Source organism: Flavobacterium xanthum (assembly GCF_900142695.1).
Taxonomy (GTDB): domain Bacteria; phylum Bacteroidota; class Bacteroidia; order Flavobacteriales; family Flavobacteriaceae; genus Flavobacterium; species Flavobacterium xanthum.
Genome location: NZ_FRBU01000012.1, coordinates 35026 through 48906, shown reverse-complemented (window position 1 = coordinate 48906; position 13881 = coordinate 35026). Strand labels below are relative to the sequence as shown.

Below are 13881 nucleotides of genomic sequence, written 5' to 3'. Positions count from 1 at the left end.
TCCAAAATCAAGATCTCTTCTTTCGGAACTAATTCTGAAAAAAACGTCTTTATATTAATGCAGTTTACTGCATCCTTTGCCTCTTGGAAAAATTCCATTTACAGGCTATTAAATAATCGAAAATTAATAAAATGCACATAATAGATTATGTAATCTTTGTTGTTTATATGCTTGCTATGCTAGGAGTTGGCGTTTATTTTTTCAACAAGAATAAAACTGCTGAAGATTTTTATGTAAGCGGCAGAAATATGAGCAGTTGGCACATCGGTTTATCGGTAGTGGCCACAGATGTTGGTGGTGGATTTTCAATTGGGTTAGGCGGACTGGGATTTACTATGGGAATCTCCGGTTCTTGGATGTTATTTACGGGATTACTAGGAGCTTGGCTAAGTGCAGTTTATCTTATTCCAAAAGTGAGTACTTTAGGACATAAATATAAATTTTTTACCTTTCCACAAATTTTTGGCCATTTCTATAACGCTAAAGTCGCTTTGCTAGCGGGAATAATTTCGGCTATTGGATATATAGGATTTACCAGTTCTCAAGTCTTGGCTGGAGCCAAATTAGCTTCCGCGACCATAGAAGGACTAAATCTACAAACGGCTTTAATAGTTATGGGCCTTATAGCTGTTATTTATACCGCTATAGGTGGATTGAAAGCAGTTATATATACCGATACAATCCAATGGTTAGTCTTAATTGGAGGATTAGTTTTCATCGGAATTCCTATTGCCTATACTGCCGTGGGAGGGTACGATGCAATCAAAACTACCTTAGCACCCGAATATTTATCCCTGACCAATGTAAAATGGTATCAAATATTAAACTGGTCCATCACTATAATTCCTATTTGGTTTGTGGGAATGACCTTGTACCAAAGAATTTATGCCAGCAAAGGCGAAAAAGAGGCGAAAAAAGCATGGCTGATTGCCGGTGTTTTTGAATGGCCGATAATGGCCTTTATGGGCGTAATTCTGGGAATGCTGGCAAAAGTGGCGGCAACAAAAGGAATGTTTAACGGAATTACCGATGCCGCTTCGATGGATAGCGAAATGGGATTGCCTATTTTATTAGCCACTATACTTCCAGTAGGACTCATGGGATTGATGCTTTCTTCTTATTTCTCAGCAATACTTTCCACTGCGGATAGTTGCTTGATGGCTGCTTCTGGAAATATTGTTACTGATATTATCGCTAAATTTTCTAAAAAAGAAATGAGCCATAAAAGAGAACTTCAACTGTCACAAATTGTAACCTTATTAGTTGGATTTTTCGCCATCTTATTGGCCTCACAAATGCAAAATGTATTGGAACTCATGCTGTACTCCTATGCTTTTATGGTTTCAGGCTTATTCATTCCAGTAATAGGCGCTTTGTTTTGGAAGAAAAGTCATCCAATTGCTGCTTTTTGGAGTATGCTTTTTGGAGGTGCAACCACAATCTTACTAATCGTCACCGAGAATAAACTACCTTTAGGTATAAAATTACCAGAGCACTTAGATGCTAATATTTACGGAATTAGCATTTCACTACTATTATTCGTTACACTATCACTTTATCATACTAATAAAAAAGAAAGACAAAATGGAATTCAAACAAATTAACGATACAACAGGAGAAGATGCCGTTTATACCAATCCAATTATAGCCTTATTTCTTTATGCTCATTTAGAACAATACGGCGATACCGTTGCGGATATTACTAAATGTATGGATTATGTAATGAATCCCAGTAAAGGAGGAAACATCATAGTTGGTATCGAAGAACAAAAAATTGTAGGTGTTGTGATCTTAAACAATACTGGAATGAAAGATTTTATTCCCGAAAATATTTTAGTGTATATCGCCGTAGACAATAGTCAACGCGGAAAAGGTTTTGGAAAACAATTAATGCAAAAAGCCATATCGATCGCTGAAGGAAATATTGCGCTACATGTAGAACCTGATAATCCGGCTAAAAAATTATATGAAAAATTAGGTTTTACCAACAAATACTTAGAAATGCGTCTCATAAAATAGACCAAAATGGAAAATTCAAACGCACTCATTCTTTTACGAAAGGAATTACACCAACATCCTGAGGTTTCAGGACAAGAAATTCACACGGCAAAACGTGTTCTTTCTTTCCTTGAAAATTATCCTCCTGATGAAGTAATTACGGAAATAGGAAAAACTGGCGTAGCTGCTATTTATAAAGGTACAAAAACCGGTAAAACAATATTGTTTCGCTGCGAATTAGATGCTTTACCAATTGAAGAAATTAATATTTTTGAACATCGCTCCCTGTCCAAAGGAGTTTCTCATAAATGTGGACACGACGGTCATATCGCTATTTTATGCGGTTTAGCCATAGAATTGCATCAAAAACGACCAGTATCAGGGAATGTAATTTTACTATTTCAACCTGCTGAGGAAGATGGCACTGGAGCACAAAAAGTATATTTAGATCCAAAATTTGCTATACTTCAACCCGACTATGTATTTGCTTTGCATAATTTGCCTGGATATGAAATGCATCAAATTGTAGTTAAAAACAATACTTTTACTTGTGCTGTCAATAGTATCATAATTAAATTAAAAGGCAAGACTTCCCATGCAGGTGAACCTGAAAAAGGAATTAACCCTGCCTTGGCGATAGCCGCTATCATTACGGAATTCAATGCAATTATTCAGGCCGATATTGCTCAAGAAGACTTTTGCTTAATTACTCCAATTTACACCAAAATGGGCAAAAAAGCCTATGGCGTTTCTGCGGGCGCAGGAGAAGTTCATTTTACAGTGCGGAGTGACAGCAATTCGCAAATGAGAAAAATAGAAGGTACGCTAGAAAATGTAGCTCAAACAATTGCAAATAAATATAACTTGAGTTGTAAAATTAAATGGACACAGGGCTTTCAAGCCAATGAGAATAATAAGATGGCAGTAGATGCAATCAAAAAAGCAGCAAAAATAAATAATTTTGCATTGCTTGAAAAAGACAAACCATTTACTTGGGGTGAAGACTTTGGTTTATTTACACAACAGTATCCTGGCGCTATGTTTGGTCTAGGATCTGGAATAAACACACCTGCTTTACACAATCCTGATTATGATTTCCCAGATGAAATTATTGCAACAGGAGTGGCTATTTTTTACCAAATCAGTAAAGAAATTACAAATGCATACTAATTCACTTATAGAACTTAACCGTTCAGCCTATCAAAATAATATCGATTTTCTAAAAAAAACTTTCGGTAAAAAAGTAGTTCTTTCCTCGGTTGTAAAGGGAAATGCGTATGGCCATGGCGCGGAAGAGTTTGTAACTATGGCGCATCAGTGTGGTGTAACCCATTTTTCAGTATTTGACGTTCAAGAAGCGAAAGTAGTGAAAGAAGCCTTACAAGATCAAGCGACCGTAATGGTTATGGGTCTTGTTCAGGATGAAGATATGGAATGGGTTATTAAAAACAATGTTGAATTTTTTGTTTTTGATAAAAGCAGGTTAACACAAGCTTCAAAAACAGCAAAAAAACTCAATAAAAAAGCGATTTTACATATTGAAGTTGAAACTGGAATGAACCGGACTGGTTTTGACAAGAATGAGCTTAGTCATGTGATTTCTTTTTTACAAAAAGGGAAAGAGCAGCTTACTTTTAAAGGACTTTGCACACACTATGCCGGAGCGGAAAGTATAGACAACTATTACAGAGTTGATAAGCAAATTAAGAAATTTGAAGAAATATACCAATACTTTTGTAAAAATGACCTGAAACCTGAAATAAGACATTCCGCTTGTTCTGCAGCATCAATAATGTTTCCGCAAACGAGAATGGATATGGTGCGTATTGGAATAATGCAGTACGGCTTGTGGTCCAGTCCAGAAGTATTTGTAACCTATTTAAACTCTAAAAAAAGCAAAATTGACCCGCTGCAACGCGTTATCAGTTGGAAAAGCACGATCATGAGTATTAAAAAAGTCAATATTGGCGATTTCATAGGTTATGGCAGCAGTTTTATGGCTAAAAGGAAAATGAAAATTGCGGTTATCCCCATTGGCTACTGTCATGGATACAGTCGCTCTTTAAGCAACCAAGGACGGGTACTGATCCACGGCCAACGCTGCATAGTAGTGGGTTCCGTAAATATGAATATGATGACCGTTGATGTGACTGATGTCGATATAGCAAAAAAAGAAGATGAAGTTATGCTGATTGGTACGCAAAAAGAGCTATCCGTTTCTGTAGCCTCATTTAGTGACTTCAGCAACCAACTTAATTACGAATTATTAACTCGGATTTCTAAAGCAATTCCACGTAAAATTATAGAATAATGGCCTTTATAAAATTATATCGCAAAAAACTCGAAGAAAATTATGCCTTTCTGGATCACATTTTTAAATCTAGAAATATCCAGTGGGGCGTAGTTTCCAAACTTTTATGTGGAAATAAAATATATCTCAAAGAAATAATTGCTTTAGGAGTTCGGGAAATTCATGATTCCAGAGTGAGCAATTTAAAAAAAATCAAATCATTGGATCCAGAAATTCAAACTGTTTATATAAAACCACCAGCAAAACGAAGTATTGAAAGTATTGTTAAGTATGCCGACATCAGTTTTAATACTGAAATCTACACCATACAATTGCTTTCTAACGAAGCTGTAAAGCAAAATAAGATTCATAAAGTCATTATCATGATCGAAATGGGTGACCTTCGAGAAGGTGTTATGGGTGAAGAGCTAATCGCTTTTTACGGTACTATTTTAAAAATGCCAAACATCGAGATTTCAGGAATAGGAACTAATCTCAATTGCCTTAGCGGTGTAATGCCTACGCAAGACAAGCTCATTCAATTGAGTTTATATAAGCAATTAATTGAAGCTAAATTCAATATAAGCATTCCGTTTGTCTCTGGTGGAACCTCCGTGGCAATTCCGCTTATACTTAAAAATGCCCGTCCTATGGCTGTTAATCATTTTCGAATAGGAGAAGCGCTCTTTTTTGGAAAAGATTTATTCACGGGCGATACCATGGAAGGAATGCATAACGATGTTTTCAAATTATTTGCTGAAATCATAGAAATCACCGAAAAACCCAATACGCCTACGGGTGAATTAGGCGAGAACGTCGCCGGAAATTCTTTTTCTATGAATGATGTCACCGATTTAGGTATTACGTCTTTAAGAGCCATCTTAGACATTGGTTTGTTAGACATGCAACCACAGTATTTAGAATCGGATGATGCTGATATTACTATTGTAGATGCCAGTTCTGATATGCTTGTGATTGATATTTCAAATTCTAAAAAGACTTATAAAATTGGAGATTTAGTTGCTTTTAAAATTAGGTACATGGGCGCTTTATACCTTTTAAATTCAGATTATATTGAAAAAACTATCGAATAGTAAATACTATTGTCTCCAACTTTTTTTGTAAATCGTAACTTGTAGTGCGATTTTTTTTTACTTAATGTACCAACTCCTAACACGAATTGCACTAATTTCCAATAATCAATTTGTGGAAACTAATGCAATTCGTGTTTAAATTCAGCCTACCTTTTGCGTGCAGGCAATCGATTTTATTTTACCTTTTCAAATCGATCAATTCCCTCTCTCAACCAACCTTTGTAGGCATTTATATCTGAGTTATAGCTTTCTGGCTTGTCTGATAGCATGATGCCTTCCGTGTCTAAAATAATATAATACGGTTGCGCATTAGCTTTAAATTTGGTAATTTGAAAATCACTCCATTTATTTCCAATACTTACAATTTCTTTCCCCGTTTCTTTGGATACATATTGTTCGCTTTTTGGTAATTCTCTTTTGTCATCAACATAAAGAGAGATTAACACCACTTCTGCTTGTAATATTTTTAGAATCGCAGGATCGGACCAAACATAGTCTTCCATTTTTCTACAATTGACGCAAGCATATCCTGTAAAATCAAGCAAAATCGGCTTATTTACTGATTTGGCGTAGGCCAATCCTTTTTCATAATCTTCAAAAGCAATCAGGTCATGCGGACCTAAATGTGCGCCTTCTGGCAAAATTTGAGCTGTTGCGTTTGAACTGCCTTTTGAATTTCCTACACCATAAGGGCTTTCGCTATAAGTCATTGGTGGTGGGAAACCAGAAATTAATTTTAATGGCGCTCCCCATATACCAGGAATTAAATAGATTGTAAAAGCCAAAACTACTAAGCCAAAAGACAATCGGCCCACAGAAATATGTGTCATGGGACTATCATGTGGAAGTGTAATTTTTCCAAAAAGATAGAATGCCAATGTTCCAAAAATAGCAATCCAGATGGCCAAGAAAACTTCTCTTTCCAAGAAATGCAACTGTAATACTAAATCTGCATTCGACAAAAATTTGAAGGCCAATGCCAGTTCTAAGAATCCTAAAACTACTTTAACGGTATTCAACCAACCACCCGATTTTGGTAAAGAATTCAACCAACCCGGGAACATCGCAAATAACATGAATGGTAAGGCTAAAGCCAATGAAAATCCGAACATTCCAACAATAGGTGCGATTCCGCCTTTAGAAGCAGCTTCGACTAAAAGGGTTCCTACGATTGGTCCGGTACATGAAAAAGATACAATCGCAAGTGCCAAAGCCATAAATAAAATTCCAATTATTCCGCCTCTATCGGCCTGATTATCTACTTTATTTGCCCAAGAATTAGGCAGCATAATCTCAAAAGCACCTAAAAATGAAGCCGCAAATGTGACTAACAAAACAAAGAAAATAATATTAAACCAAACATTGGTCGACAACGCATTCAGTGCATCGGCACCAAAAATCCACGTCACTAAGAATCCTAAAACTACATAAATGAAGATGATAGCAATTCCATAAATAATGGCATTTCTAATTCCTTTTGCCTTTGTTTTACTTTGTTTCGTAAAGAAACTTACCGTCATAGGAATCATCGGGAAGACGCATGGCGTAAGCAATGCAGCAAATCCAGATAAAAAAGCAATGAAGAAAATAGACCACAATCCCCTTTGTTTGGAAGGCTTCGTATCCAGAACAGGAACTTTTTCAGGAGTAACAACCTGTTCTTTATTTGCATCTGTATTTGTAACTACAGTGTCAACATTAGCTGAATCTATTGTCGTTAAATTTGTTGGTATAGTAGCGATTTCTGCTGCTTTTGAAGCCGCAGGAATGGTAAACGTGAAACTCTTTTCTATATTAATACAAACATCTTTACAAACCTGATAATTAAAATCAACTTTTATTTCCGTAAGCTTCGGATTTGTTATTGTAATTTTTTGCTGTATTTGACCTTTCTTTTCAAAGAATGTTTCGTTAACCTCAAATATGTCATTATAGGCCGTTCTTGTTTTACTTTCTTTAGCCTTACCTACTAAAGTAAAATTCCCTTTCTGATTTTTGAAGATAATTTCTAATGGTAATGGCCCACCATCTGGAGTAAACTGCGAATACAAATGCCAATCATTTTCTATAACCGTATTGAAGGTTAGGATGTAATTAGTCTCGGATTTTTTTTCAATTTTAGTAGTCCATTTTGCTGGATCTAAAATCTGGGCATTTCCATTGGCAAAAGCCAAAAAAGCAAGAAGTATAAATAGTAGTTTCTTCATTATTCTAATTGTATTTTAAGTATATTCTTTGTTGTGTTGTCTATTCTAAAGCGCTCATCCTGACGAAGCCCTATTACCCAAACTATCTCAGTATTGGAACATAAAAGCCATTTACTTTCTTTCTCAATCAAGGATAATTTTTCATCTTTAAACAGTTTACTGATCTTTTTTGATTTGCCATCCATTCCAAAAGGTTGAAAATGATCGCCTTCATTCCAATGGCGCAAAACCAGTGGATAGTGTAATTTATCAGCGTCCACAAATATAGTTTTATTTGAACCGATACTGATGTCCGCTACTTTGCAAAAGCTAAGATTTAAGGGAATATTAACTTCTTTTTGATTTTCTAAAATTGCATACTCCTGAATTTCATCTTCCTCATTCAGGCGGCTCAAGAGTAAGGAATCCCGATCTTTTAGCAAGCGGTACTCCGAAGAATAAACACATTTACCCGATTGGCTATCGACTAGATCATAAATATCAACCCATGCTTTAAATCCAAATTCATTGAGCCATTGGTACAAATACGATTTGTAGTTCGGTAACTTTTGTAATTTCTTTAAATCAAAATAAATGGTATCGCCATCTTGCTGTGCAACTTGTTGATACACCATAATAGCCGCATCATCGACCATATCCTGAGCTTGTTGCAAATATCCTTGTGTTTTGTGAAACGATAAGAGGAAATTGGGATTCAATTCCTTTAACAGTGGAACAACATGATGGCGGATTTTATTGCGAAGGTACTTATCAGAGGCATTACTGCTGTCTTCACGCCATTGTATACCATGTAAAATCGCATATTCTTCCATTTCTTCTTGGCTAAATGCCAAAAGTGGGCGTACTACTTTTTCGTTTTGTTCTGGAATACCTATTAATCCCTCTAAACCAGTACCACGTGACAGATTGATAAGAAAGGTTTCTAAATTATCATCAGCATGATGTGCGGTAAGAATATAATCGTATTTTTCAGTTTCTAATAATTCATAAAACCAATTGTATCGCAGCTCGCGAGCCGCAACTTGAGTAGATATTTTATAATCTTCGGAGAAGGCTTTGGTGTCAAATTGTGTTATAAAAATTGAAATATTATTTGCGGAAGCATATTCCTGCACAAAATTCTGATCTCCAAAACTTTCTATTCCGCGAAGTTGAAAGTTACAATGTGCAATTCCTATTTCGTAGTCCAAGTGCTGCAACAAATGCACCATCACCATACTATCTTTGCCACCGCTAGTAGCTATAAGTATCTTTTTACCGCGTAGAAACTGAAAATTATGTAACAGGTGATTTTGAAATTTTTGTAGCATATTCAAATTTAATTAATTCCTTTTGATTTAACTTAAAACCTCTCGCATTGCTTTTGCTTTTAGCAAACATTCCTCGTATTCTTTTTCAGGAATAGACTGCGAAGTAATGGCACTTCCTACAGAAAATGAAACATATTTCTTTTCTTGATTGTATAAAATACTTCGAATAACTACATTAAAATCAAAATCTCCGTTTGGTGTAAAATACCCTACTGCTCCACTATACAAACCTCGTTTTGTTTCTTCAAGTTCTTCAATGATTTTCATCACCGAAATTTTTGGTGCTCCAGTCATACTCCCCATTGGAAAAGTTGTTTTCAAAACATCTAAAGCCGAATATTGCGCATCTAATTTTGAAATAACAGTTGAGATCATCTGGTGCACTTGCATAAAAGAATAAATTTTACAGAGTTCTTTTACTTCAACAGATCCTTTTTGTGCAGTGCGTGATAGGTCGTTTCGCACTAAATCCGTTATCATAATATTCTCTGATCTCTCTTTTGCATCTGCCGCCAATTCATTTTTTGATTTTTCATCTTCAATTGGGTCTAAAAATCGTTTTGAAGTTCCTTTAATCGGTTGCGAAACAATCAGTTCTCCTTCTTTCCTTACATAGCGTTCTGGTGTCGCCGAAAGTAAAAAGTGTGTATTATTTTTAAAAAAAACAGCAAATGGAGGCTGAGAAATTTCGTTAAGTTTTATAAATTTTTTAAAAGGATCTAGGATTGCATTTTCGGCAAAAAACTCCATGCAAAAATTGGCTTCATAGATGTCCCCACGATGAATGTATTCCAAAATTTTAGCCACTTTTTGAAGATAATTCTCTTTCCGAATTCGTTGTTGAATGGCTGTTTGTGAATCCTTATTACTGAACACTGAATACTGAACACTTATTTCTTCAAAATCTTCCTCCACTTCATCACCACACATATTGAGGTATTGAATTTCGAGTTCATTTCCTTTCAATAAAAACAGTTTTTTAGGCTGAAAGAAATACAAATCGGGAAATTCTAATCCGTCAAAATTATGAGATTGTAACTCCTCAATATCATTTTTTAAATCATACGATAAATAGCCAAAAAGCCAGTCTTTGGTACTTTGCTGGTATTGTTTCAAGTCTTCAAAAGCATTGTGAAAATCAGTTTTAATGGATGTTAATGCATCAACAGCAAGAACACAATCATAACTGGAATAATTTTGTGGATAATCATTACTGTCCAAATAAATGATTTCTCGAAACTGTTGAGACCATAATAAAAGCTGTTCTTTAAACAGTTTTGGATCAGAAATGGTCTTGTAAATTGAAGTTCTCAAAAAGTATTGGTATTTAAAATTCAAAATTACAATAAAAAATAAACCTTCAATAATTGATTTTACTAAAAATAGCTTATTTTTTTGTAAATTTGGTAAAGTAGAATCAATTTTGGTTTTTTCAGGCTTTTAATTAATCTTTTTAAAGTGTCAGAAAAAATCAGACCTTCAGACCTTCAGGAACAAAAAAGCAATTGATTTTTTACACTAATAGAATTTTACTTCAATCCACAATTTACGGATAAAAAAACAACTTGTAGGATTGTATCAGACTATAATTCACGAATAGGAACCAGCAGCTCAACAGTGGTTTAACACTACTAATTTTGCAACTTTAAATGGGCACGGATGGGAAATTGCAAATAGGATAAAAATTGCAAACCCATTATGATAATTCTCTTATATGTAACCAATAAAAACCATATAGTATGAAAATTGCAATCCTTATTATTCGATCTTTATTAGGAATCTTATTCCTTTATACCTCCGTTAGTTTTTTTCTGCACCTTGCACCTGAAGCCGAAACTACTGGTAATTTTAAAGCTTTTAATGTTGGTTTAATGGCATCTACTTATTTAATTCCTTTGGCTAAATCTTTAGAGTTCCTATGCGGACTCTCTTTTATAACCGGTCGCTATGTAACCCTCGCGAACCTTATCATTTTGCCAGTCACATTAAATATCTTGCTGATTAATTTTTTTTTAACTCCAGAAAATCTACCAGTCGCCTTATTTGTGTTTTTTGGTAATATCTTTTTAATAATTAGTCATTGGTCAAATTACAAAGGTTTATTTGTAGCAAAATAATTTGGCATTAAAAGTGAAATTTACATTCAAGTCAAAGCCTTGCTTTGTTGGAATGTCTATTTTCAGGGGTACATATTTTAACGTTTTAAACAATTTCAAATTAGCAATAACCACATGTTTAAAACACACTAGTTAGTGCTACATTTAGAATTGAATTAAATGAAGTAGAGCATTTTGCCTGTCATAGCTAACAAAAAAATAGTAATAATGGGACTCCATTTTACAAGTCAGAATCTTTATAGTGAATTTATATGGTATCGATAACCTCTTTCATTAATTGTATGCTTTTCAATTTATCATCGTGATTGAAAATGGGAGTGGTAATCATCAATTCATCAATTTGCGTGTAGTCTATAAACTGTCTTAATTCGATTTCTACTTTCTTTTTGCTTCCAATAAAGGAACAAGATGTCATTTGGTTCACATGAAAGTGTTCTTCTTCCGTCATAATTCCATCCAAAGAATCTACTGGCGGCTGCAATGGTTTTCTATCATTCCGAATCAAGTTCAGAAACATTTGGGTCAAGCTAGTGGATAACCTTTGAGCTTCTTCATCTGTGTCAGCTACAATTGCATTGGCGCAGGCCATCATTTTGGGTTTGTCTAAATATTTTGAAGCTTGAAAATTTTCACGATAAAATTGAAACGCTTGCACCATCTGTTTGGGGGCAAAATGTCCAGCAAAAGCATATGGCAATCCATTGGCTGCAGCCAAAGCAGCACTATCCATACTAGAACCTAAAATCCAAATAGGGACATCAGTTCCTTCTGCAGGAAAGGCTCTAACCTGTGCATTCGCATTATCATTTGAGAAAAAATCCTGAAGAGCAGCAACATTTTGAGGAAAGCGCTGTGACTGTTCGAAAAAATCTTTGCGAATGGCTTGCGCGGTTAATCCATCGGTTCCTGGCGCTCTTCCTAAACCTAAATCAATACGATTTGGATACAAAATCTCCAGTGTGCCAAACTGTTCAGCAACAATTAATGGAGCGTGGTTAGGCAACATGATGCCGCCAGAACCTACTCTAATATTCTGAGTTTTACTGGCAATATAACCTATGAGTACAACCGTAGCGGTACTGGCTACATGAGCCATATTATGATGTTCAGCCAACCAAAATCTATTGTATCCTAGACTGTCAGCAAGTTGCGCTAGTGCTGTTGTTTTTTGAAAAGTATCCTTTGCATCGCTATCTTGAGTAATTATGGCTAATTCTAATATGGAAATTGGAATGTTTTTTTTCATTATTAATTTCAAATTTTAACAAAAATAATCATTTCCTATCGAGCCTAAAATTCTCTGGTGTTAATAGATTTATAATGTTTGAAAAACGAAAAATAGTTTACTCCTTTGGAACCATAAAAAAAACCTGCAACTTTGAAGGGCAGGTTTTATAATTTATTTTAAAAAAGATACTTATTTCCCATCTACATAATCTTGCAAATAACTAAATCTTGGAGTCAATTTACCATTCTCAGTAATTTTAGCTCTTTTCAGAATCCCGTCTTTATCTTCGTTAAAAAATGCTGGAATTACGTGTTCTAAGAACATTTCACCAAATCCTTCACTAGCATCTTTTGGCAGTTCGCATGGTAAATTATCCACGGCCATGACAACAATTGCTGCAGGATGAAAAACATCTGATTCTTGATGTTCGTTAGGTAAATAGCCATACAAAGGTTCTGCAATCGAAGAGGATCGTAGTGTGCAAGCGATAGGACCATTCACATCACAAGAGACATCGGCAACCACTTTAATCTTGCAATCATTCGCTTTCAGCATTTCTTGGGTAAGAATTACTGGAGCATCATTACCATAAAAATGTCCTGTGATATAGATGTCAGACACTTTAGTAAATTTTTCAAAATCAGACATGTAATCCTTTGGATTTTGATAAAAATCAGTAAAGTCTAAAACCTGTCCGTCCTTGCGCTTGTTGTATTCCAATACATCAATTTGGGTGTAAACTGGTTGCGAATAATTTTTTGTCAAATAATTTTCAATGGATACTTCCTTTATTTTTATCGCATCTAAAACTTCTTTAGCTCCATTACCAACTTTACCCGTTCCAGTAATCACAAATTTTAAAGGCGGTAATACTAATCTTTTCAAATGAGCAATCAGGGCCTCTTTATCTGAAAGAGTTTCTGCTTTTGGTAATTTAAACAATTCAAATTTTATTCCAAAAGCCCGAATACTATTGTAAGCGCCCACAATTCCAGCGTATCTTCCAAAACCAATTAATCTGCGGTTTTCTCCATCTACAATAGTTTCATAGTCGTACAAATCAATGTTATTGGCTAATATTGCTTGCAACAATTTTCTATTGTAGGGTTGTCTTTTGATGGTATGGGAAAAGAAAAAATATGTTTTATTAGGAATTAAATTTTCTACCGGTACTTCTTTCACTCCAAACAGTACATCACAATCACTGATATCAGCGGTAACTTCAATTCCAAGATTTTCATATTCAGAATCGGTGAAAATCCTAATATCAGAACGTTCTACCATTACGGAAACATTTTGATATTGCTGTTTTAACTTTGTTAATGCATTTGGTGAGAAAACAACTCTCCTGTCAGGCGGATTTTTTCGTTCTTTTAAAATTCCAAATTTCATATCTCTTGTGCGCTTTAAAATTTATTTAATATAACTTTATCGTGTTTATTTGTTACAAATATAACAATTTAAACGAAATTGAATTTTTTTTTCAGTAAAATCTATAATTCGCAATCCCACTATCCACTGACGCACATAATAATACAGTAATTGTAATCAAAAGCATCTGGTAAAATAGTGTTAAGGTTTAAAAAAACAGGGAATCAAAACACATTGATTCTATATATTTGCCCTTCTAGCACTAC

General features: G+C 34.8%; 11 protein-coding genes. 6 read left to right on the top strand and 5 right to left on the bottom strand.

Annotated features, from left to right (window positions below; all coding sequences use genetic code 11):
* The first annotated feature begins 131 nt into the window (after nt 1-131).
* Genes BUC11_RS06980 through BUC11_RS06960 form a run of 5 tightly spaced genes read left to right on the top strand, consistent with a single transcriptional unit; the run spans nt 132 to nt 5382 of the window.
* A complete protein-coding gene (locus tag BUC11_RS06980; RefSeq protein ID WP_073352944.1) occupies nt 132-1604 on the top strand; it encodes a sodium:solute symporter family protein in 1473 nt (490 codons plus the stop codon).
* Entirely contained in the window at nt 1585-2019 is a 435-nt protein-coding gene (locus BUC11_RS06975) for a GNAT family N-acetyltransferase (protein ID WP_073352943.1), read from the top strand. Before BUC11_RS06980 ends, BUC11_RS06975 begins: the two co-directional genes overlap by 20 nt.
* 6 nt (nt 2020-2025) lie before the next feature.
* Nucleotides 2026-3168, top strand: coding sequence for an amidohydrolase (locus tag BUC11_RS06970; RefSeq protein ID WP_073352942.1), 1143 nt, complete (start codon nt 2026-2028; stop codon nt 3166-3168).
* Nucleotides 3158-4309 (top strand): alanine racemase, encoded by a 1152-nt coding sequence (alr, locus tag BUC11_RS06965; RefSeq protein WP_073352976.1) that lies wholly within the window; start codon nt 3158-3160, stop codon nt 4307-4309. Before BUC11_RS06970 ends, alr begins: the two co-directional genes overlap by 11 nt.
* Nucleotides 4309-5382, top strand: a complete 1074-nt coding sequence (locus tag BUC11_RS06960; protein WP_073352941.1) for an alanine/ornithine racemase family PLP-dependent enzyme — start codon at nt 4309-4311, stop codon at nt 5380-5382. The genes alr and BUC11_RS06960 overlap by 1 nt, the downstream gene beginning before the upstream one ends.
* Before the next feature lie 173 nt (nt 5383-5555).
* Here the strand turns inward: BUC11_RS06960 and BUC11_RS06955 are convergent, their stop codons facing one another.
* The 3 genes from BUC11_RS06955 to BUC11_RS06945 are packed head-to-tail and all read right to left on the bottom strand — an operon-like array spanning nt 5556 to nt 10213.
* Nucleotides 5556-7589, bottom strand: coding sequence for a protein-disulfide reductase DsbD family protein (locus tag BUC11_RS06955; RefSeq protein WP_073352940.1), 2034 nt, complete (start codon nt 7587-7589; stop codon nt 5556-5558).
* Entirely contained in the window at nt 7589-8899 is a 1311-nt protein-coding gene (tilS, locus tag BUC11_RS06950; RefSeq protein ID WP_073352939.1) for a tRNA lysidine(34) synthetase TilS, read from the bottom strand. The genes BUC11_RS06955 and tilS overlap by 1 nt, the downstream gene beginning before the upstream one ends.
* 27 nt (nt 8900-8926) lie before the next feature.
* The gene (locus tag BUC11_RS06945; RefSeq protein WP_073352938.1) at nt 8927-10213 is read right to left on the bottom strand and encodes an anthranilate synthase component I family protein; all 1287 of its coding nucleotides are present in this window, start codon (nt 10211-10213) and stop codon (nt 8927-8929) included.
* A 425-nt stretch (nt 10214-10638) separates the two neighbouring features.
* On the opposite strand from BUC11_RS06945, the gene BUC11_RS06940 reads away from it, so the two are divergent.
* Complete coding sequence (locus BUC11_RS06940; protein ID WP_073352937.1) at nt 10639-11016, top strand: DoxX family membrane protein; 378 nt, start codon at nt 10639-10641, stop codon at nt 11014-11016.
* 247 nt (nt 11017-11263) lie between these two features.
* On the opposite strand, the gene BUC11_RS06935 is transcribed toward BUC11_RS06940, so the two are convergent.
* On the bottom strand, nt 11264-12262 hold the full coding sequence (locus BUC11_RS06935; protein ID WP_073352936.1) for an LLM class flavin-dependent oxidoreductase: 999 nt from the start codon (nt 12260-12262) through the stop codon (nt 11264-11266).
* A gap of 171 nt (nt 12263-12433) precedes the next feature.
* Nucleotides 12434-13636 (bottom strand): NAD(P)-dependent oxidoreductase, encoded by a 1203-nt coding sequence (locus BUC11_RS06930; protein WP_073352935.1) that lies wholly within the window; start codon nt 13634-13636, stop codon nt 12434-12436.
* Between the last annotated feature and the right edge of the window lie 245 nt (nt 13637-13881).

Coding starts and splice junctions, on each gene's coding strand:
- BUC11_RS06970 (WP_073352942.1), top strand. CDS start 2,026: ATGGAAAATTCAAACGCACTCATTCTTTTACGAAAGGAATTACACCAA.
- BUC11_RS06940 (WP_073352937.1), top strand. CDS start 10,639: ATGAAAATTGCAATCCTTATTATTCGATCTTTATTAGGAATCTTATTC.
- tilS (WP_073352939.1), bottom strand. CDS start 8,899: ATGCTACAAAAATTTCAAAATCACCTGTTACATAATTTTCAGTTTCTA.
- alr (WP_073352976.1), top strand. CDS start 3,158: ATGCATACTAATTCACTTATAGAACTTAACCGTTCAGCCTATCAAAAT.
- BUC11_RS06930 (WP_073352935.1), bottom strand. CDS start 13,636: ATGAAATTTGGAATTTTAAAAGAACGAAAAAATCCGCCTGACAGGAGA.
- BUC11_RS06960 (WP_073352941.1), top strand. CDS start 4,309: ATGGCCTTTATAAAATTATATCGCAAAAAACTCGAAGAAAATTATGCC.
- BUC11_RS06975 (WP_073352943.1), top strand. CDS start 1,585: ATGGAATTCAAACAAATTAACGATACAACAGGAGAAGATGCCGTTTAT.
- BUC11_RS06955 (WP_073352940.1), bottom strand. CDS start 7,589: ATGAAGAAACTACTATTTATACTTCTTGCTTTTTTGGCTTTTGCCAAT.
- BUC11_RS06935 (WP_073352936.1), bottom strand. CDS start 12,262: ATGAAAAAAAACATTCCAATTTCCATATTAGAATTAGCCATAATTACT.
- BUC11_RS06980 (WP_073352944.1), top strand. CDS start 132: ATGCACATAATAGATTATGTAATCTTTGTTGTTTATATGCTTGCTATG.